Source organism: Comamonas sp. CAH-2, from assembly GCF_009668305.1.
In the GTDB taxonomy this organism is placed as follows: Bacteria; Pseudomonadota; Gammaproteobacteria; order Burkholderiales; family Burkholderiaceae_C; genus Comamonas; species Comamonas aquatica.
Window position 1 is genome coordinate 1 of sequence record NZ_VSWF01000020.1, and the last position, 19,422, is coordinate 19,422.

The 19,422-nt window shown below is 67.3% G+C and carries 19 protein-coding genes; 7 read left to right on the forward strand and 12 right to left on the reverse strand.

Annotated features, from left to right (window positions below):
• Positions 1–753: 753 nt before the first annotated feature.
• Positions 754–1,698, reverse strand: coding sequence for an ornithine cyclodeaminase family protein (locus FYM52_RS11915; RefSeq protein WP_154164253.1), 945 nt, complete (start codon positions 1,696–1,698; stop codon positions 754–756).
• A 138-nt stretch (positions 1,699–1,836) separates the two neighbouring features.
• Between FYM52_RS11915 and FYM52_RS11920 the strand changes: the two genes are divergently transcribed.
• Entirely contained in the window at positions 1,837–2,457 is a 621-nt protein-coding gene (locus tag FYM52_RS11920; protein WP_154164254.1) for a helix-turn-helix domain-containing protein, read from the forward strand.
• Positions 2,458–2,970: 513 nt separating this feature from the next.
• Here FYM52_RS11920 and FYM52_RS11925 read toward each other — a convergent pair.
• The 3 genes from FYM52_RS11925 to FYM52_RS11935 all read right to left on the reverse strand — a co-directional run bounded on the left by FYM52_RS11925 (position 2,971) and on the right by FYM52_RS11935 (position 6,047).
• Entirely contained in the window at positions 2,971–3,720 is a 750-nt protein-coding gene (locus FYM52_RS11925; RefSeq protein ID WP_154164255.1) for an SDR family NAD(P)-dependent oxidoreductase, read from the reverse strand.
• 113 nt (positions 3,721–3,833) lie between these two features.
• Positions 3,834–5,006 carry a GGDEF domain-containing protein gene (locus tag FYM52_RS11930; protein ID WP_154164256.1) on the reverse strand — a complete coding sequence of 391 codons (1,173 nt, stop codon included), beginning with the start codon at positions 5,004–5,006 and terminating at the stop codon, positions 3,834–3,836.
• Between the two features lie 462 nt (positions 5,007–5,468).
• A complete protein-coding gene (locus tag FYM52_RS11935) occupies positions 5,469–6,047 on the reverse strand; it encodes an OmpA family protein (RefSeq protein ID WP_154164257.1) in 579 nt (192 codons plus the stop codon).
• A gap of 256 nt (positions 6,048–6,303) precedes the next feature.
• Between FYM52_RS11935 and FYM52_RS11940 the strand changes: the two genes are divergently transcribed.
• Complete coding sequence (locus FYM52_RS11940) at positions 6,304–7,047, forward strand: ABC transporter ATP-binding protein (RefSeq protein ID WP_154164258.1); 744 nt, start codon at positions 6,304–6,306, stop codon at positions 7,045–7,047.
• A gap of 48 nt (positions 7,048–7,095) precedes the next feature.
• Here the strand turns inward: FYM52_RS11940 and FYM52_RS11945 are convergent, their stop codons facing one another.
• The 6 genes from FYM52_RS11945 to FYM52_RS11970 form a co-directional block, all read right to left on the reverse strand.
• A complete protein-coding gene (locus FYM52_RS11945; protein ID WP_045267771.1) occupies positions 7,096–7,716 on the reverse strand; it encodes a hemolysin III family protein in 621 nt (206 codons plus the stop codon).
• Positions 7,717–7,870: 154 nt separating this feature from the next.
• Entirely contained in the window at positions 7,871–8,224 is a 354-nt protein-coding gene (locus tag FYM52_RS11950; protein ID WP_154164259.1) for a hypothetical protein, read from the reverse strand.
• A 169-nt stretch (positions 8,225–8,393) separates the two neighbouring features.
• On the reverse strand, positions 8,394–8,849 hold the full coding sequence (azu, locus tag FYM52_RS11955; RefSeq protein ID WP_043387552.1) for an azurin: 456 nt from the start codon (positions 8,847–8,849) through the stop codon (positions 8,394–8,396).
• 320 nt (positions 8,850–9,169) lie between these two features.
• A complete protein-coding gene (locus FYM52_RS11960) occupies positions 9,170–9,697 on the reverse strand; it encodes a plasmid pRiA4b ORF-3 family protein (RefSeq protein WP_162524713.1) in 528 nt (175 codons plus the stop codon).
• A 281-nt stretch (positions 9,698–9,978) separates the two neighbouring features.
• The gene (locus FYM52_RS11965; protein ID WP_042415575.1) at positions 9,979–10,950 is read right to left on the reverse strand and encodes a tripartite tricarboxylate transporter substrate binding protein; all 972 of its coding nucleotides are present in this window, start codon (positions 10,948–10,950) and stop codon (positions 9,979–9,981) included.
• 236 nt (positions 10,951–11,186) lie between these two features.
• Positions 11,187–12,224, reverse strand: a complete 1,038-nt coding sequence (locus FYM52_RS11970) for a CDP-6-deoxy-delta-3,4-glucoseen reductase (RefSeq protein WP_154164261.1) — start codon at positions 12,222–12,224, stop codon at positions 11,187–11,189.
• A 132-nt stretch (positions 12,225–12,356) separates the two neighbouring features.
• On the opposite strand from FYM52_RS11970, the gene FYM52_RS11975 reads away from it, so the two are divergent.
• Positions 12,357–13,304 carry an SDR family oxidoreductase gene (locus FYM52_RS11975; protein WP_370513837.1) on the forward strand — a complete coding sequence of 316 codons (948 nt, stop codon included), beginning with the start codon at positions 12,357–12,359 and terminating at the stop codon, positions 13,302–13,304.
• Here FYM52_RS11975 and FYM52_RS11980 read toward each other — a convergent pair.
• Positions 13,289–13,834 carry a DUF4124 domain-containing protein gene (locus FYM52_RS11980; protein WP_238826195.1) on the reverse strand — a complete coding sequence of 182 codons (546 nt, stop codon included), beginning with the start codon at positions 13,832–13,834 and terminating at the stop codon, positions 13,289–13,291. The genes FYM52_RS11975 and FYM52_RS11980 overlap by 16 nt on opposite strands.
• Positions 13,835–14,006: 172 nt before the next feature.
• Between FYM52_RS11980 and ppk2 the strand changes: the two genes are divergently transcribed.
• The gene (gene ppk2, locus FYM52_RS11985; protein WP_154164263.1) at positions 14,007–15,149 is read left to right on the forward strand and encodes a polyphosphate kinase 2; all 1,143 of its coding nucleotides are present in this window, start codon (positions 14,007–14,009) and stop codon (positions 15,147–15,149) included.
• 162 nt (positions 15,150–15,311) lie between these two features.
• Here ppk2 and FYM52_RS11990 read toward each other — a convergent pair whose 3' ends face one another.
• Positions 15,312–16,223 (reverse strand): LysR family transcriptional regulator, encoded by a 912-nt coding sequence (locus FYM52_RS11990; protein ID WP_154164264.1) that lies wholly within the window; start codon positions 16,221–16,223, stop codon positions 15,312–15,314.
• A 107-nt stretch (positions 16,224–16,330) separates the two neighbouring features.
• Here FYM52_RS11990 and FYM52_RS11995 point away from each other — a divergent pair, with 107 nt between their 5' ends.
• From FYM52_RS11995 to FYM52_RS12005, 3 genes are all read left to right on the forward strand, one after another.
• Positions 16,331–16,996, forward strand: coding sequence for an NAD(P)-dependent oxidoreductase (locus tag FYM52_RS11995; protein WP_154164265.1), 666 nt, complete (start codon positions 16,331–16,333; stop codon positions 16,994–16,996).
• A 111-nt stretch (positions 16,997–17,107) separates the two neighbouring features.
• The gene (locus FYM52_RS12000; RefSeq protein WP_154164266.1) at positions 17,108–17,998 is read left to right on the forward strand and encodes an MBL fold metallo-hydrolase; all 891 of its coding nucleotides are present in this window, start codon (positions 17,108–17,110) and stop codon (positions 17,996–17,998) included.
• Positions 17,999–18,134: 136 nt separating this feature from the next.
• Positions 18,135–19,316 carry a sugar transporter gene (locus FYM52_RS12005; protein WP_154164267.1) on the forward strand — a complete coding sequence of 394 codons (1,182 nt, stop codon included), beginning with the start codon at positions 18,135–18,137 and terminating at the stop codon, positions 19,314–19,316.
• Positions 19,317–19,422: the final 106 nt, after the last annotated feature.

Genomic DNA, 19,422 nt, shown 5'->3' on the forward strand with positions numbered 1-19,422 from the left:
CCGCCGCCTGCCTGGCCTACGACGGCTTCTGCGCCGGCTGAGCCAGAGCCAGAGCCAGAGCCAGAGCCAGAGCCAGAGCCAACCTGTGGACATGCATGCGGCATGCGCAAAAAACAGAGCTGTTCACGCCTGTCGTTGCTGGGCTAGGCCACGAAAAGAAGGGTGGTGCGGTGATGCTGCGCACAGCGCACAGCGCACAGCGCACAGCGCACAGCGCACAGCACACAACGCAGAACGCAGAACGCAGAACGCAGAACGCAGAACGCAGAACGCACGGCGTCTGTCTGCATGGGGGCTGCCGCAATGGCGTCGCGGCAGGCGCAGCAGCGGAGGGGGAGGGATGCCCCGCTGCGCGCTCTGCAGCGGCTTGCTGCACATGACCGAGGTCTCGGCGTGGTGGTCGTGGTGGTGCAACCCATGTGCGCTTGAAGGCTGCAGTGCTGCGCCGCCGGGTGCTTGGGGCTGTCGTCCGCTGTGGGACCATGCGCATCGTTGGGCAGGCTGCCAGGCCGCAGTTCCTCGCCTTGGTGCGTGGAACCCATCGCCAGCGATGCGGTATGCCCGCCAGCCGGGCTGGAGGTTTCGCAGCAGGGAAAGCCTTCAGATCGTCGAACCGGGGATTTCTGGCGTTTGTGCTGCGCCTGCAGGTCGCGCTCTTTCAAAGGTCGGGGTGGGGGCGAAGGTCCACTGGGTGTGATCGCCCTGCAGCCCCGAAGGTGGGTTGCGCGGGTGCTGGAGCGGCCTGGCGCTGGCTCAGCCGGCGCAGAAGCCGTCGTAGGCCAGGCAGGCGGCGGCCAGGTCCTCCAGTGCGCTGCCCACGGATTTGAACAGGGTGATCTCGTCCGCGCTGCGGCGGCCGGGGTGCTGCTGGCGGCACAGCTGTTCCAGCGTGGCGGCCAGCTGGTTTGTCGACCAGGCGCCTTCGGCGATGGCGCCCAGCAGGTCGCCGGCCTTGAGCAGGGCTTCGGTGGTGTCGGTGAACACGGTGGCGCGGCGCAGGCACTCGCCATCGCTTTCGCGCATGGCGGGGGTGAAGCTACCGATCAGATCCAGGTGCGTGCCCGGCTGCAGCCAGGCGCCCTGGATCAGCGGGGCGGTGGACAGGGTGGCGCAGCTGACGATGTCGGCGCGGCGCACGGCGGCTTCCAGGTCGGGCGCGTGCTGCGCCGGCAGACCCTGGGCACGCAGGTCGTCGACCAGGGCCTGGGCGCTGGCGGGGCTGCGGCTCCAGACCTCCACCGTGTCCAGCGCGCGCACGCAGCGGTAGGCCGCAGGCAGCAGGCGGGCAACGCGGCCGCTGCCCACCACCAGCAGGCGGCGCGCGTCCGGGCGGCTGAGCCAGCGTGCCGCCAGGGCCGAGGCCGCGGCCGTGCGGCGCGAGGTGATGGTGTCGCCATCCAGCACGGCCAGCGGCTGGCCGGTGCGCGCGTCGTAAAGGATGTAGACCGAGTGCAGGCCGGGCAGGCCCTGGCGGGCGTTGCCGGGGAAGATAGACACGGTCTTGACGCCCAGGCGCTGGCCGGTCTGCCAGGCGGGCATCAGCAGCAGGATGCCGTCTTCGTCGGCGCTGCGCCCGGGGATGGCGTGGTGGTGGCGCAGCGGCACTTCGCAGCCGGTGGTGAACATCTGCTCCAGCGCCGGCAGCAGGGCGGTGAAGGGCAGGTGGTGCTCGGTCTGGGGCTGGGTGAGGATCAGCATGGCGGTGGTGCGGTAAATTTTCGTTTACGAAATATTAGGTGGCATGGCGCGCTGGGGGCAGGGGACTTACCCGGTGCGCACGGCGGGCTTCGCCCTACACTGGGGGCGCCCGCGCCGGGTTGCTGCCGCCGTCCTGCCATGACCTCACCCCACCCCGAAGCTGCCGCCCCTGCCGGCACGACCAGCACCGCGGTGCTGGCGCACAAGCTGCGCCTGCTGCGGCGTGCGGCGCATCTGACCTTGCAGCAGCTGGGCGCGCGCAGTGGTATCGCCACCTCGACCCTGTCGAAGATCGAGAACGGCCAGCTCTCACCCACCTACGAAAAGATTGCCGCCCTGGCCCAGGCGCTGCAGGTGGAGGTGGGCGAGCTGTTCAGACCCAGTCCGCCGGACGCTGGCGGCCCGCGCCGCAGCGTGACCCGGGCCGGCCAGGGGGTGGTGCACCGCACCGATCCGTATGTCTACGAGCTGCTGCACACCGACCTGGCGGACAAGCGCTTTGTGCCCCTGCTGGCCACCCTGCGGGCGCGGGAGGTGGCGCAGTTCCCGCAACTGCTGCGCCACGCGGGCGAGGAAATGGTCTATGTGCTGCGCGGCACGGTGCACCTGCACACCGAGGGCGAAGCGCCGTTGGTGCTGCAGCCGGGCGATTCCTGCTACTTCGACAGCCGGCTGGGCCATGCCTGCGTGGCAGGCAGCGAGGGCGAGGCCCAGGTGCTGTGGGTGTCCTCGCACGGATTGACGCCGGACGCGGGCTGAGCGCCGGCGGCCTTGGCGGTGGGGCACTAACGCCCGGATGGGGCGCACTTCAAGCTTGCCACTACAGGATCTGTGCGCCTGATGGTGGTCAGGGCCGCCTCTGGCTGGGCGCTGCGGGCCAGGCGGTTGGCGTGCCGTTTGGCGATGGGCGGCCTGGGCGCCAGCGTGCAAAACGCCCGCAGCGTGCGGCGTTTTAGCAATGCCCGGCCCGGAACTTGAAGCACTGTGGTGCCGCAACCCGCGCTGGGGGGGGCGCGCCAGACCAGGAGGTGGTCTGTGTTCCGGCTGCCCCCCGCAGGTGCTGCCGGTGCGGGCTTGGAGCGGCCCTGCCAGCCGCGTGGCCCACCCGGCCCAGGCTGCGTGCAGCGTGAACAGCACGGCGCGGCAGGCGCGGTGACACAGCTGCGTGTAGGAACCAAGGCCCATGCTGGGGACCGTGCGAGAGGTTTTAAAAGCAGAGCTGCCAGCGCTTGCAGGGCAAGGGCTGGCAGCGTTTTTGGGCAAAAACCTGGATCAGAAGCTGCCGCGGTGCACGGCCAGTCCGCCAAAGGACTGTTGCACCGGCATGATCTCGATGGCGTTCACGTTCATGTGTTTGGGCGCCTGGGCCACCCACAGCGCGGTGTTGGCGATGTCTTCGGGGGTGATGAAGTCCACGCCCTCATAGACCTTGGCGGCCTTGGCATCGTCGCCAAAGCGCACGTTGGAGAACTCGGTGCCGCCGCACAGCCCGGGCTCGATGTTGGTCACGCGCACGGGGGTGCCGAACAGGTCGGTGCGCAGGTTGCGGCTGAACTGCTGCACAAAGGCCTTGCTGGCGCCGTAGACGTTGCCCCCGGCATAGGGCCAGTTGCCAGCGGTGGAGCCGATGTTGATGACGTGACCACGCTTGCGCTCGACCATGCCGGGCAGGAAGGCGCGGGTCATGTGGACCAGGCCCTTGCAGTTGGTGTCGATCATGGTGTCCCACTGCGCCAGATCGGCCTGCTGTGCGGGGCCCAGGCCCAGGGCCAGACCGGCGTTGTTGATCAGCACGTCCACCTGCGCCCAGTCGGCGGGCAGTTGGGCGGGCAGGGCGGCCACGGCGGCGGCATCGGTGACGTCCAGTTCGATGGGCAGCAGCTGCGCGCCCAGCTCGGCCGCCAGGCTGTCCAGCTTGGACTTGCGGCGGGCGGTGGCGATGACGCGGTGACCGGCCTGCACGAAGCTGCGGGCCATGGCGGCGCCGAAACCGGCCGAAGCGCCGGTGATTAAAACGATCATGGTGTGGTTCTCTCTCATCAATGCCAGGGATGGGACATTGTCTCCAGTGGACCCCGGTTTGGGCAAGCGCGCCGCGTCGCGATGGGGGTATGGCGCAGATGCGAGGGGGCTCGTCAGGTGCCGAAGCGCGTACCAGGACTAGGGGTCAGCAGGTGCACGCGGTTGCGGCCGTCGGCCTTGGCGTGGTAGAGCGCCTGGTCGGCCTGCAGCACGATGTCCTCCAGCGTCTGCCCGTCGCCCGGCAGGCAGACATGCAGGCCGACGCTGATGGTGATGGGCCAGGCACTGGTGTCGTGGTGGGCCGAGACGGCGCTGCGCACCTGGGCGCACAGGCGCTCGGCCAGCACCTGGGCCTCGGCGCTGGCGGTGTGCGGGCAGGCAATCACGAACTCTTCGCCACCGTAGCGGCCGACGATGTCGCTGGGGCGCACATGGGACTGCAGCACACGGCTGATCTGGGCCAGCACCTTGTCGCCCTCGGGGTGGCCGCAGGCGTCGTTGACGCGCTTGAAGTGGTCCACGTCCACCATCAGCACGCTCAGCGGCGTGTGGCAGCGCTGGCATTGCTGCCAGACATGCTCCAGGCTGTGCATCAGGGCCCGGCGGTTGGGCAGCTCGGTCAGCACGTCCACGTTGGCCATGCGGTCCAGCAGCACCTGCTTGCGCTCGTGGCACATCATCAGAAAGCCGGTGGACTTGAAGTGCATGGCGATGCTGAGGATGACGAAGGACAGCAGCAGCGGCGGGGTGGAGGCTGCCGTGTCGCGCAGCGTGAGCGACACCACCGGGGTGTGCAGGCGCAGCAGCAGGGCTGCGGCAAACATCAGGGTGCCCACGATCAGCACCATGGTGCCGCGGTTCATGGCTTCGGCGCGGCGCACGGTCAGCAGGTACAGGGCCCAGACTTCGTAGCCCAGGAACAGGCTGCTGATGAGCTGCACGCGCAGCGACGCGGAGATGCTGTCCAAGGACAACCCCAGCACGGAAACGATGGGCAGCACCACCAGCAGCGCGTACGGTGGGCGCAGTTGGTGGAAGCGGTGCAGGGCCCAGATCCAGCAGCTTTGCCCGCAGGCAAAGAAGCCGTAGGCCGCCAGAAACCAGCGCACGTGCCCGGCCGACGCCATCAGGCTGATCGACAGATAGGTCATGCCGTAGCACACCAGGGTGGCGGCCGTCTGCGGAGCGCCCTCGTGCCGGTGGGTGCGCCCCACGAATGCCACCATGCCGGCCGCAGTCACCGAGGACAAGGCGATCATGAAGGCAATGGTCATCAGATCCGGCATTTGCAACTCCCTGGCGCCGCAGACGCCAGCAAGGGTGGGGTGACACGCGTGTTCCGGCCATATCCAGGGTCAGGGCGTTGCCGGTCCGGCCTCCGGCGGCGCCAGGGAACTGCCAGCGCTTTGACGGCCTGGCCTGGGATCCCGTACCGCATGCTCAGGGTCCAACTGCGGTCGCAGGGCCCTTCATCCCGTCGACGGCTGGTGCTGCACGCCTTTCACCACAGACCCCGCAGTTCAGAAACCGAATGTGAACACGCACTACGCGATGTTTCCAGATTAGATTTTGTTTCTAAATGTGTCAATCGATGCGATGTAGTGAAAAGTCTTGACTTCACATCAGCCAGCACAGCGATTTGCCTCTGTGGCCTTGAACTGCACCGCCCACCCACCGCTCACCGGCAGGCGCGCGGCGTGGCAGGTTGGCCTGGCTGCGGCCCGCGTTGCCGTTGTCCATAGCCGGGCTTACTGCGCCTGGGCCACAAAGATGTCGATGCGGCGGTTTTTGGCACGGCCCCAGGCGGATTCGTTGGAGGCCACAGGCTCGCGGGCGCCCCGGCCTTCGGTCTGGATGCGCGGGCCGCGCACGCCCTGGTTGAAGATGTAGTCGCGGGCGGCGTTGGCGCGATTCAGGGACAGTGGGTCGTTGATGTGCGCGCCGCCCGTGCTGTCGGTGTGGCCGACGATGACGACGTGGGTGCCGGGATTGCGCCGCAGGCTGTCGGTAAAGCTGTTGAGCACCGGGCGGAACTGGCTCTTGATGGTGGCGCTGTTGCTGTCGAACGAGATGTCGCTGGGAATGGCCAGCTGCAGCTGGTTGTCCGCCGTGCGCGACACCGTCACGCCGGTGCCGCGCGTGGCAGCTTCCAGTTCCTGGCGCTGGCGTTCCATGTTGGCCGACCAGATGTAGGTGCCCACGCCCCCCACGGCCGCACCGATCAGCGCGCCCGTACCGGCCTTGCCGCCCGTGGCCTTGGCGATGCCGGCGCCTGCCAGCGCGCCAATGCCCACGCCCAGGGCGGTGTTGCGCTGGGTGTCGGTCATGGTTTCACACCCGGTCAACGCAACGGCGGTGGCCAAGGCCAGAACGGCAGCGGTGGTATTTCGCAATGTATTTCTCCCTGTTACAAAATCGAAGAATCAAAATGTATAGCAATTCACTTCGAGCCAATAACAAAAAACCGCGGATTGACCAGGGGTTGGATGGGCCTCGGTGGCGCAGGGAATCGGTTTGACGGCGGGCAATGCGCTGACATACATTGCTTTCAAACCTCGCTAGAGGGGGGAAGGGAGGCCGTGCATGCACAAGCAACATGAACACCATGTCCAGCCCGAAATGGCCTGGACCGACCTGTGGCCCGTGAATGCGCCTGCCAGGGCCACGGGCTGGAGCGAAACACTGCCTCCGGGGCTGTGCGTGGTGGTGGACGACACCGGCGACGAAGCCGCGCGCTGGATGCCGGTGCTGGCCGGCTATGCGCTGCCCGCCCACGGCCAGGTGCGCTGCGCCGGCGTCTGCAGCCAGGAAGACCCCCAGGCCTACACGGACCAGGTGTACTGGCACAACCCGCGCCAGCCGCTGCACGACCGTGAGATGTCCGCCCAGCAATGGCTGCAGACCCTGGCCAGCCACTGGCCTAACTGGAGTGATGCGGACTGCCGCCAGCATTGCGAAGGCTTTGCCCTGCAAGCCCACCTGTCCAAACCGCTGTGGCACCTGTCGACCGGCAGCCTGCGCAAGCTGGGGCTGGTGGCGGCCCTGTGTTCGGGCGCGCGCCTGACCCTGATCGAAGAGCCGATCGCTGGTCTGGACAGCGACGGCATCCACTACCTGTGCCAGGCCCTGGACGCGCTGGAAGACCGCCTGGCCGATCCGGCACAGCCGCCGCGCTGGGTGCTGGTGGCGCACTGGGAGCCACTGCCACATGTGCTGTGGGACGAGGTGCTGGCTTTCCCGCTGCTGCCCGAGGCGGACAGCTCCCCGCAGGCCGGGCCGGGCGATCTGCACCGGCAGCAGAACCTGTTGTTCGACGAAAACCCCTGAGGAACCAACCGCCGCCTGCGCTGCGACCTCAGCCGCAGGCTTGGGGCGTCATGGCACGACGTAGCCCAGCACCGCGACGTAGTGGGCTAGGCTGCCGGCAATCACGAACAGGTGCCAGATGCCATGGAAATGGCGCACGCGCCCATCCAGCACGAAGAACACCACGCCGACGCTGTACAGCGCCCCGCCAGCGGCCAGCCAGGCAAAGCCCGCAGGGCCCAGCGCCTGCAGCAGCGGGCCGGTGGCCACCAGGGCGACCCAGCCCATCACTGCATAGATCACCAGGGAGCGCACGCGTGCCGCGTTGCGGGGCTTGATTTCCTGCAGCATGCCCAGCACGGCCAGGCCCCAGACCACGCCAAACAGGCTCCAGCCCCAGGCCCCGCGCAGGCTGATGAGGCAAAACGGCGTGTAGCTGCCGGCAATCATCAGGTAGATGCTCAGGTGGTCGCACTTGCGCAGGATGCGCTTGGCCCGCCCGCGCACGCTGTGGTAGACGGTGGAGATGGCATACAGCAGCACCATGGCCGTGCCGTAGATGGCCACGCTGGTGATGGCCTGGGCGTCGGCACGCAGGCTGGCGGTGACGATCAGCCACGTCGCCCCCGTCAGCGCAAACACGGCGCCGACCAGGTGGGACCAGGCGTTGAAGCGTTCTCCGGGGTACATGCCTGCCATCTTGGCGGCGGCTGCCAGAAATGCAAGCCGGGCAAGAGACCATCACGCTGTCAGTGTTAGGCCAGGGCGCTTGGCCGTGCAGGCATGACAGCCGCACAAAAAAGCCCGTGCAAGGCACGGGCCGTGTCAGGGACGGATGCGGGTCTTAGAGGCTGAGGGCCAGCACATCGCTTTCCACGCAGACACCGTTGTCCAGGCTGGCGCGCACGACGAAGCCTTCGTCGATGGCCACCAGCTGTGCGCTGTCGACGTGGAAGCCCTGGTGGCCCTGGGCACTTTGGAATGTGAAGTGGCCGCGCAGCGGCAGGTCGGCGGCGCATTCCATGTCGACCTGGGCATGCTGCCCGGCCAGCCACTGGCGGGCGGATTGCAGCGTGGCAGCCACGGGCAGGCAGTCGGCAGGGATGTCGATGTGGGCGGTGCGGGTGGTGGCGTCACCGCTGAGGCCCTCGAGTTCGCCGATGGTGAAGAACGCCAGTTCAAAGCTTTGCGTGGACATGGAGGCAATCAGATGCTATTAAAAAGAGTGCATTGTGCGTCCACTGAATGCGCGCTGCAGCCTGGTTGGAGTGAAATTGCTAGGTCCACAAAGCACACAGCCCCGGCGCAAGCGCACGGGGCTGTGGGGCGGCCCAGGCTGGTGGCCTGGGCTAGGAAGCGGCGGACGCTTAGGCGCCCAGCTTCAGGACACCCTTCATGATGAAGGAGTGACCGGGGAAGGAGCAGAAGTAGGTGTAATCGGTACCGGCCTTCAGCTTGGCCACGTCGATGGTCATGCTGGTGGTCTCGCCGCCGCCGATCACCTTGGTGTGGGCGATCACGCGGGTGTCACCGGCCTTCACGTAGTCGGCTGCAGCGCCGGCCTTCATGCCGTCGGCGGCCGTGGCGGTGGCGTCGGCGGTGGTGGTCAGTACCATGTTGTGGCCCATGGAGGACTTGGGCATCTTGCCCACGTGCTTCAGGGTCACGGTGTAGCTCTTGCAGGACTTGGGCACTTCAATGTTCTTCACATTGAATTGCATTTGGTCGTTACCTTCGACGGTCACGGCGCAGTCGGCAGCCATGGCAGGTGCAGCAATGCCACCAGCGGCCAGCAGGGCCAGCGTCATCAGAGTCTTTTTCATAGCGCGAATCCTTCCGAATCAATCAGTGAAGTGAGAGGTGCTCGGCAGACGTGAAGCCAGGGCTCCAGCTGTCCAGTCAACACTTATTTTGATGCTGAATTTACAGGTTTGGGTGAAATAGCCGCCTGCAGACTTAGATCGGGTCGATTTTTACCCCGGGACATGACGCGGATCAATAAATGCCGACCCCAGGGTGTCGAATCGCCGGTGTGGGGTATTGATAAGTGAGCGTGCTGCGCTTACCCATTCAAGGTTTGGCAGCATTTCGTCAGTGAAACCAAGGTTTTGAATGCGCTAAACGCTCATCTTTTTAATAGCCTTTATGCGAATGCTGTTTCTGCACGGGCTTCCGGGGTGGTGCGGGCGCGGGCCAGGGCCTGGATGCGCGCCTGGGTGGAGGCGAGGTCGAAGGGCGGGGCATCGGCGCCATCGCTGCCGCTGTCGGGCTGGCAGGTGTTGCGACCGTCCAGGCACAGGGGCAGGTTGCCCAGCGCTTCGGGGCCGGACAGCGGGGTGCAGGCTTCCAGCTTGATGCGGTGCAGCCATTCGTCTGCCAGGTTGTAGACGTAGCGCATGGGCAAGGCCTGGCCTTGCAGCAGCTGGCCCAGGCTGTAGCGGCGGGCGTCCATGGTCGGGTCTTCGGGCCAGTCGGGGTTGGGCTGGCCGTAGCGCTGGTCGGCGATCTCGAACAGGTAATCGTGGCGCGGGCTCCAGCCCATGGCGGCCTGGATCAGCCGGTGCAGTTGCGCCAGGTTGGTGCAGTCGCTGACCACCAAGCGGCGCCAGATGGCGGGTTTGATGTCGCACAGCTGGATGTGCAGTTGGTAGCTGTGGCGTATTTTGGGCATGGTCCTCTCCTCCTGGGGCGTGGCGGCGGTGCTGCGGCCTCGCCCGTGTGTCGGTTGTACCCCAGGCATGCAAGGCCGGTGGCGACTGCGGGTAAGTACTGGCTGCCGGTGTACTGGGGTTTGGCGCGACCCTGTGCACGCAGCTAGCGCTTGTGCTTGTGTTTGCGCACGGCCGTGCGCTGAATGGGATAGATGGTGCCTGGGGGCGGCTGGCCTGGCCCAATACCGGGTGCAAAAAAAGGCACCCGCAGGTGCCTTGGTCCGCTGTGCGGGCGACGGTGTCAGTCGACGCTGGCGCCGGAGGCCTTGACCACGGGTTCGTACTTGGCGCGCTCGGCGGCCATGAAGTCACCGAACTGCTTGGCCGTGGTGGGCACGGGCTCGGCCATCAGGGTGGCGAAGCGCTTCTGGGTTTCGGGGTCCTTCAGGGCTTCGGTGAAGGCCTTGTTCAGCTTGTCGATCACGTCGGCCGGGGTGCCGGCCGGTGCCACCAGGCCCCACCAGGTGTCGATGGCGAAGCCGGGGATGCTCTTGGACAGCGCGGGCACGCCGGGCAGCAGCGGGCTTTCGGCGGCGGTGGTCACGGCCAGGGCCTTGAGCTTGCCGGACTTGATGTTGGCCGAGGCCGCAGCCAGGTTGTCGATGTTGAAGTCCACCTCGCGCGCCAGCAGGGCCAGCTGCGCGGGGTTGGCGCCACGGTAGGGAATGTGCACGGCGGTAAAGCCCAGGCCCTGCTTGAACATTTCACCGGCCAGGTGGCCCGAGCTGCCATTGCCGCCGCTGCCGTAGCTGAGCTTGCCAGGGTGCGACTTGGCGTAGGCGACCAGTTCGGCGACGGAGTTGATGTTCAGTTCCTTGGCGCGTTCGGCGTTCATCACCAGCACATTGGGCACGCGCACCATCTGGGTGATGGGGGCAAAGTCCTTGGCGGCGTCGAAGGGCAGCTTTTTGTACAGCCAGGGGTTCACGCCGTGGGTGGCGGTGGCAGCCAGACCGATGGTCTTGCCATCGGGGGCGGCCTTGGCAATGGCGTCCACGCCGATGTTGCCGCCGGCGCCGGGCTTGTTTTCCACGATCACGGTGCCCAGGCTGTCGCGCACGCGTTCGGCCAGGGCCCGCGAGGTGACATCCAGCGGACCGCCAGGCGCATAAGGCACGATCAGGCGGATGGGCTGCTCAGTTGCTTGGGTCAAAGGAGAGGCCATTGCTGCGGCAAGGGCCACGGAGGACAGCAGGATGTTTCGACGGTTCATGTCGGACATTGTGCAGGATTCATGTCGTCCAGTGATGGCGCGCAACGGGTTTTGGCTTTTTGTTGCAAGCGATTCGAGGAAGTCGCGCGTTTTGTGCGTGATGCGACGGTCTGCGCACTTTTGGTGCGCGCTACTACCAAGGCCCTGCGTTGTCCAGTACGGGGTTTTGTAAGTAATCGTAAGGTGCAGCAAAAAGGCCGCCACGGGCGGCCTTGGTGTAGCGCGGTGGCCCCGGATCAGTGGTCGGCGGCGCTGGTGAAGGCGTCGGCGAAGAAGGCCTCTTCGGGCAGGGCGCGCTGGCCGATGTAGCTGGTGCGCGCCGCATCCACCACCACGGGGGCGCCGCAGGCATAGACCTCGTGCCCGGAGAGGTCGGCAAAGTCATCCAGCACGGCCTGGTGTACATAGCCGGTGCGGCCAGTCCATTGGTCTTCGGGCAGTGCGTCGGACACCACGGGCACATAGCGCAGATGGGGCATGCTGGCCTGCAGGGCCAGCAGCCAGCTGTGCATGTACAGGTCCTCGGGGCGGCGGCCACCCCAGTACAGGCTGACGGGGCGGGTGATGCCCTGGTGCTGCATGTGCTCCAGCAGTCCCTTGATGGGCGCAAAGCCGGTGCCGGAAGCCAGGAACACCAGGGGCTTGTCGGAGTCTTCGCGCAGGAAGAAGCTGCCGAACGGGCCTTCAACCCGCAGGATTTCCTTTTCCTTCATGCCGCCGAACACATGGTCGGTGAACAGGCCGCCCAGCATGTGGCGGATGTGCAGTTCCACGCCGGGCGTGGTGGCCTGCACGTGGGGGGCGGTGGCCATGGAGTAGGCACGGCGCGAGCCATCGCGCAAGATGAACTCCAGGTACTGGCCGGCCAAGTACTTGAACACGGTGTTGGCGGGCAGTTGCAGCTGCACGCGCATGACGTCGTGCGACAGCTTGTCCAGCGCGCTCACGCGCACGGGCATCTTCTTGATGGGCGGGGCGTTGACATCCGTCACCTGGCGCGACTCCAGCACCACGTCGCTGTGCGCTGTGGCGCGGCAGGTCAGCACATAGCCATCGGCCAGTTCCTGGGCGGACAGCGCCTTGTCGGAGTGGCTGTCGTGCGTGACCTCGCCGCTGAGCTTCTTGCACTTGCACGAACCGCAGGCACCATCCTTGCAACCATAGGGCAGGCCCACGCCGGCACTGATGGCGGCAGCCAAAATGGTCTCGCTGTCGGTGGCTGCAAATGCGCGGCCGCTGGGTTGCACGGTGATCTGGAAGGCGGGGGCAGTCATCTTCTGGCTATCCTTGGTGGTTGCTCCGCCAGCACCTGCGTTGCAGGGGGCTGGCCTACGACAGACGTTACAAATGCAAGGGGCCGCAATGGTTGCGGCCCCTGCATGGCTTATCTATGGGGATGCCCGATTTTGCCTCCAAACCAATTTCCTCCGCGCGCACTGCCTGCCCGTTTTCGCCGCACGCGCGTGCTGATTGTCGGCTGCGGTGATGTCGGCCAGCGCGTGGCACGCCAGTGGCAGGCCCAGGCCGGGCACACCGGCCGGCACGGGCCGCGGGTGCTGGCGCTGACGTCGTCGCCCGACAAACGGCCGGCCCTGCAGGCCCTGGGCATCACGCCGTTGCTGGGCAATCTGGATGATGCGCGCAGCCTGCGCCGCCTGCGCGGCGTGGCGCAGCGTGTGATTCACCTGGCGCCCCCGGCCAGCCAGGGCGCGCACGACGTGCGCACGGCCCGCCTGCTGCGGGCGCTGGGCCCGGCACCGCAGGTCCTGGTCTACGGCTCGACCACCGGGGTCTATGGCGATTGCGGCGGGGCCTGGGTGGATGAAACCCGGGCGCTGCAGCCGGGCACCGAACGCGCGGGCCGCCGTGTGGATGCCGAGCAGCAACTGCGTGCCTGGGGGCGGCGCAGCGGTGCGCGGGTGAATGTGCTGCGCATTCCTGGCATCTACGCGCCGGACCGCGAGGGCGGCACGCCGCAGGGCCGCCTGCGCAAGGGGCTGCCGGTGCTGCGCCCGGCGGACGATGTGTTCACCAACCACATCCACGCCGACGATCTGGCGCAGGCCCTGCGCGCTACCCTGTGGCGCGGCCGGCCCCAGCGCGTCTACAACGTCTGCGACCACACCGAGTTGCGCATGGGCGACTACTTTGACCTGGCGGCACAGATCTACGGTCTGCCGCAGCCTGTGCGCCTGTCGCGCCAGGAGGCACAGCAGGTGCTGCCGCCGATGATGCTGAGCTTCATGAGCGAATCACGCCGGCTGCGCAACACGCGCATGCTGCGGGAGCTGCGTGTGCGCCTGGCCTGGCCCACGGTGGCCGAGGGGCTGGCGGCTGGTCAGGGGCGGGGGTAGGTGTTGCCCTTGCCGTCGTAGCAACGGAACACATTGCAGTTGTAGCCGTCGGCCTTGGTGTCGGGCGGCTGCGGCCGTGGGGGTGGCGGAGGCCGCCCATGCGGTGGCCGCGGCGGGTAGAACGGCCCATAGCTGGGCACCACCACCGGCGGACTGCTGGGCGGCACCTGCACGATGACCGGCGGCTGGGGGCGCTGGGCCGCCTGCTCGGCCGCGCGGGCGGCGTCGCTTTGGGCCTGGGCGGCTTCGCGCTCGGCCTGCAGCGCCTGCTCGGCGCGGCGGCGTTCCAGGGCCTGCTGGTACTGGGCTTCCTGCTGGGCGCGCTCTTCCGGGGTCGGGGCGGGCAGCACCTCCTTGCCGCTCTGGCTGGGCGCACAGGGGGTGCCGGTGTAGGTGATGCGCCCCTGGGCATCGGTGCAGCGGAACACCTGGGCCTGGGCGGGCCCGGCGATCCAGGCGCCCGCCAGGGCGCACAGCAGTGCCACGCCAGGGCGGCGGAACAGCGAAGCGGCAGGTGGGCACATTGACATAGATCGAACTTTCACCTGGAAACCCGGCGAGGGCAACAGAGAAGCACGGCATCTGCTGTCAGTGCGATGCCTTGCAGGGGTGTCGGTCAATGGTATCGTCAAGCGCTGGATGTGATGTTGTTTATGAATCTCTGCACGGCGCGCGGCCGTGCAGGGGCAGGAGTTTTCGCGTATGGCCGACAAGCCCACCCCCAGCAATTCCCAATCCGAGGCGCCCCCGGCCGAGCACGGCAAGCGCAAAGCCGCCGCCGGCGATGTGGCGGTGGGCCAGGATGCCAAGTCGATCGAGCAGTTCGTGGCCGGCCAGGCCACGCAGGCGGCGCAAAAGCGCCGGGTGGCTGCGGTGCTGAGCGTGCTGGACGCGCCGGGCACCGACAAGGAGCGCGCCAAGGCGCTGCGCGCGCTGCTGGAAGGCTCCGATCCCGACGACCAGAAGGCGCTGCGCAAGGCCTTGAACAAGCTGGACGGCACCGGCAAGAAGGAGCCGCGCCCCAACCCGGACGAGGAGCTGGCCAAGGACTGGAAGGAGGGCGGCTATCCGTATGCCAACCTGCTGCGCCGCTCGGTCTATGAAAAGGAAAAATTCCGCCTGCAGGTGGAGCTGCTGAAGCTGCAGGCCTGGGTCAAGGAGACCGGCCAGCGCGTGGTCATCGTCTTCGAAGGGCGCGACGCGGCCGGCAAGGGCGGCAGCATCAAGCGCTTCATGGAGCACCTGAACCCCCGCGGTGCGCGCGTGGTGGCGCTGGAAAAGCCTTCGCCGACCGAGCAGGGCCAGTGGTACTTCCAGCGCTACGTGCAGCACCTGCCCACGGCGGGCGAGATCGTGCTGCTGGACCGCAGTTGGTACAACCGCGCCGGCGTGGAGCGCGTGATGGGCTTTTGCACGGACGCGCAGTACCGCCAGTTTATGCAGGATGCGCCGCAGTTCGAGCGCATGCTGGTCAACAGCGGCGTGCATGTGATCAAGTTCTGGTTCAGTGTCAGCCGCAAGGAGCAGCGTCGCCGCTTCAAGGAGCGCGAGACGCACCCGCTCAAGCAGTGGAAGCTCAGCCCCATCGACCAGGCCTCGCTGGACAAGTGGGACGACTACACGCGCGCCAAGGAGGCGATGTTCTTCGAAACCGACACCGCCGATGCGCCCTGGACGGTGATCAAGAGCGACTGCAAGAAGCGCGCGCGCCTGAATGCCATGCGCTATGTGCTGCACAAGCTGCCCTACAAGAACCGCGACCTGGACAAGGTCGGCAAGCTGGACTCGCTGATCGTCGGCCGCGCCTCGGCCGTGTACGAGCGCGGCGAGAAGGTCGCGAACTGAGAGACTGCAAAAACAAGAGCGGCTGGCGCTTGTTCTGCAAGCATTTCAATGGGTTAAGTCTTTGAAGTGCGCGCGGTTCAAGTGCTACCTGCTATCAATTTTTTCTAACCACCCACAGCACCGGCCACGGTGCTGTTTGTTTTGGTGCGCAGCGGTGCAGGCTCAGCGCAGCGTGCCGTTCAGCTGCGCAAAGTAGGCCTGCAGCTCGGCAATCGCCTGGCGCACCTTGGCGGGTTGGGCATCGCGCTGCGGCGTCACGGCCCAGATGTCGAGCATGCCCATCTCCCAGTCGGGCAGCAGGCGCACCAGGTGGCCGTCGCGCACGCGGTCGGCCACGTCAATGGCGGACAGCAGGGCCACGCCCAGGCCGGCCTCGCACAGCTCCTGCACGGCCATCTGGTGGTTGCTGTGCAGGTGCGGCAGCAGCTGCAGGCTGTACAGCGCCTGCGTGCCGCGGTGGCGCCACTGCAGGGTGCGCAGGGCATCGCCGGAGCGGTGCAGGGCCAGCCAGTGCGCGCTGCTCAGCTGTTCCGGGTGCTGCAGCGGCTGTGGCTGCGCGGCCACCCAGCGCGGCGCGGCGCACAGCCAGTTGGGGGTGCTGGCCAGTTTGCGCGCCACCCAGCTCGAATCGGGCAGGTGGCCAAAGCGCAGGGCCACGTCCACCCGCGCCTGGATCAGGTCGATGGTGGCATCGTCCAGCAGCAGGCCCAGGCGCAGCTGCGGAAAGCGCGCCAGCCAGGCGCCCAGGGCCGGGGCCGCATGCCGGGCAAAGCCGACCGGGGCGGACAGGCGCAGCTCGCCGCTGGGCTGCTGGCGTTCGGCCACCAGCTCGGCCCGGGCGCGCTGCGCGGCATCGGCCAGGGTGGCGCACTGCACGTAAAAGCGCTGGCCGGCATCGCTCAGGGCGATCTGGCGGGTGGAGCGGTGCAGCAAGGTGACGCCGGCCTGGCGCTCGAGCTGGCGGATGTGCTGGCTCACGGCCGAGGGCGTCATGCCCAGCTGCCGGGCGGCGGCCGTCATGCTGCCCGCCTGCACCACGGCGGCGAACACGGCCATGCGTTTGAGGTCTTCCATGCCGCTATTGTGAAGCTGTGCTTCAAAGTGTTGGTGCAATCTGCGTGGTTTTTGCCGGTTTCAGGCCTTTAAGCTTTAGCCATTGTTCAATTGCTAGGAGATAGCACATGCAAGTTGCTCTGATTGGTGCCACCGGTTTCGTGGGCTCGGCCCTGCTGGAAGAATTGCTGCAGCGCGGCCACGACGTGGTGGCCCTGGTGCGTGACACCGCCAAGCTGGCACCGCGCCCGCACCTGAAGGTGGTGCAGGCCGATGTGCTGGACGCCGCCGCCGTGCGCGAGGCCGTGCGTGGCACGCAGGCCGTGCTCAGCGCCTACAACGCGGGCTGGACCAACCCGAACATCTACGAGGATTTCATGCGCGCCAGCCGTGCCACGCTGCAGGGCGTCAAGGACGCGGGCGTGTCGCGCTTTCTGGTCGTGGGCGGCGCGGGCAGCCTGTTTGTGGCGCCTGGCGTGCAACTGGTGGATACGCCGGAATTCCCCGCACCCATCAAGGCCGGTGCCACCGCGGCCCGCGATGTGCTGACCCTGCTGCAGACCCAGGACACCGGCCTGGACTGGAGCTTCCTGAGTCCCCCCATCGGCTTCCATGGCGGCTCGGCCGCCCAGTCCCAGGGTCGCACCGGCCAGTACCGCACCGGCCAGGATGCCCCGCTGATGCAGGCCGATGGCACACCGGGCGACATCTCGGCCGCCGACCTGGCCGTGGCCCTGGTGGATGCGCTGGAGCAGCAGGCGCATGTGCGCCAGCGCTTCACCGTGGCCTATTGATCGCTGCCGGCCACCGCGCGGGCCGGTCCCTGTGTTTGGCGCACCGCAGCGGCCCGCACCCTGTGGCCGTGCGCGGGTGCGCGCCCCCTGTTTGAACCCATGAATCTCTCCATGTTGCAACGTCGCCATTTCCTGCAAATGACCGCTGTGGGCTTGGCGGCCCCGTCGCTGGCGGTGCAGGCGGCCCAGCCGGCTGCCCTGCAGTGGACCCACTTCCCCGCCGATGAACACGGCTTCTCGCGGGCGCCCGTGCTGCTCAGCGGGGCCCGGGACGCCATCTTGGTGGACGGTGGCTTCACCCTGTCCGATGGCCGGGCCGTGGCCCAGGCTATTGCGGCGACGGGCAAGACGCTCCAGGCCATCTACATCAGCCAGAGCGATCCCGACTATTACTTTGGCCTGGCCCCCATCCGCGACGCCTTTCCCCAGGCGCGGATTCTGGCGGCCTCCGAGACCATCGCGGCGATTGCGGCGAATGTGGACAAGAAACTGGCCGTCTGGGGGCCGCAGCTCAAGGACAACGGCCCGCAGACCCGCGCCGATGTGGTCTTCGCCCAGCCGATGGATGCGCCGGTGCTGATGCTGGAAGGCCAGCGCATCGAGATCGTGGCCGCACAAGGCCTGGCCAACCGGCGCTACCTGTGGGTGCCGTCGCTGCAGGCCATCGTGGGTGGGGTGCTGGTGTTTTCGGACCTGCATGTCTGGACGGCCGACACCCCCAGCGCTGCGGCACGCCGGGCCTGGCGTGACAACCTGGACGCCATGCTGGCGCGCCAGCCGCAACGGGTGGTGCCCGGCCACATGGGGCCCCAGGGCGTGCTGGATGCAGGGGCCCTGCGCTTCACGCGGGACTATCTGCAGGCGTTCGAAGAAGCGCTGGCCCAGTCCTCCGGCAGTGCCCAGTTGATCGCCCACATGCTGCAGCGCTACCCGCAGCTGCAGGGCAAGGTCTCGCTGGAAATCGGCGCCAAGGTGGCTCTGGGGGAAATGGCCTGGGGCTGAACATGGGTGCGCAGGCCGGCGCCCCCGGCGCCCGGCACAAGGGCTAGACTGCGGGACCGGGCGGCCTTGTGCACAAGGCCGCCGCGTGTTGACCATCAAGCACCCTGCGGGGTGCATTTTCATTTCTGTCCTGCGCATGTCTTCCCCTGTTTCCCCCGTTTCCAACCTGCGCGCCTGGCTGAGCGTGTGCGCGCTGGCCTTGGGCGCCTTCATTTTCAACACCAGCGAGTTTGTGCCGGTCGGCATGCTCGGCGACATTGGCGCCAGCTTCGGCATGCCGGCCGAGCACGTGGGCCTGATGCTGACCATCTATGCCTGGATCGTGGCCCTGGCCTCGCTGCCCTGCATGCTGCTGACGCGGCACATGGAGCGGCGCAAGCTGCTGATGGGGGTGTTCGCCGTGTTCATCGCCAGCCATGTGGTGTCGGGGCTGGCGAACAGCTTTGCCATGCTGGTGCTCAGCCGCGCGGGCGTGGCCTTCTCGCACGCGGTGTTCTGGTCGATCACGGCGGCCCTGGCGGTGCGCGTGGCCCCGCCGGGCAAAAAGGCCCAGGCCCTGGGCCTGCTGGCTACGGGCACCACGCTGGCCATGGTCATGGGCATTCCGCTGGGGCGCGTGGTGGGGGACTGGCTGGGCTGGCGCACCACGTTCTGGGCGATTGGCGCCCTGGCGGTGGTCGTCATGCTGGCGCTGGCGCGCAACCTGCCGCAGCTGCCCAGCGAGAACGCCGGCTCGGCCTCCAGCATCCCGGTGCTGCTGCGCCGCCCTGCGCTGATGGCCCTGTACCTGCTGCTGGTGTGTGTGGTGACGGCGCAGTTCACGGTCTACAGCTACATCGAGCCTTTTGTGCAGGTCGTGGCAGGCCTGGACGCGCATGTGACCACGGTGGTGCTGCTGCTGTTTGGCGGCATGGGGATTGTCGGCAGCCTGCTGTTCAGTGCCTACGGCCTGCGCTTGGCGCGCAGCTTCCTGCCGCTGGCGATTGCCGGCATGGCACTCAGCCTGTGCCTGCTGGGCCCTGCCAGCGCCCAGGTGCCGCTGCTGTACGCGGTCTGCGTGGTCTGGGGCATTGCCATGATGTGCATGGCCCTGGCCATGCAGGCCAAGGTGCTGAGCCTGGCCCACGATGCCACGGACGTGGGCATGTCGCTGTTCTCGGGCATCTTCAACATCGGCATCGGCGCCGGGGCGCTGCTGGGCAGCCAGGTGAGCCTGCATGCCGGCATGCAGCACATCGGCTGGGTCGGCGGTGCGCTGGCCACGCTGGGGCTGGTGTGGTGTGTCTGGTCGCAGCGGCGCTGGTCGGGCAGGCCTTAATCTTTAATCCAGTCCAAGGGACCAACGGTTGTCTTGTGTCAATTAATGAGAATTATTCGCATATAATGCGCGCACAGCCAGCCACCCCCAGGTCGTTTTCGTTCTT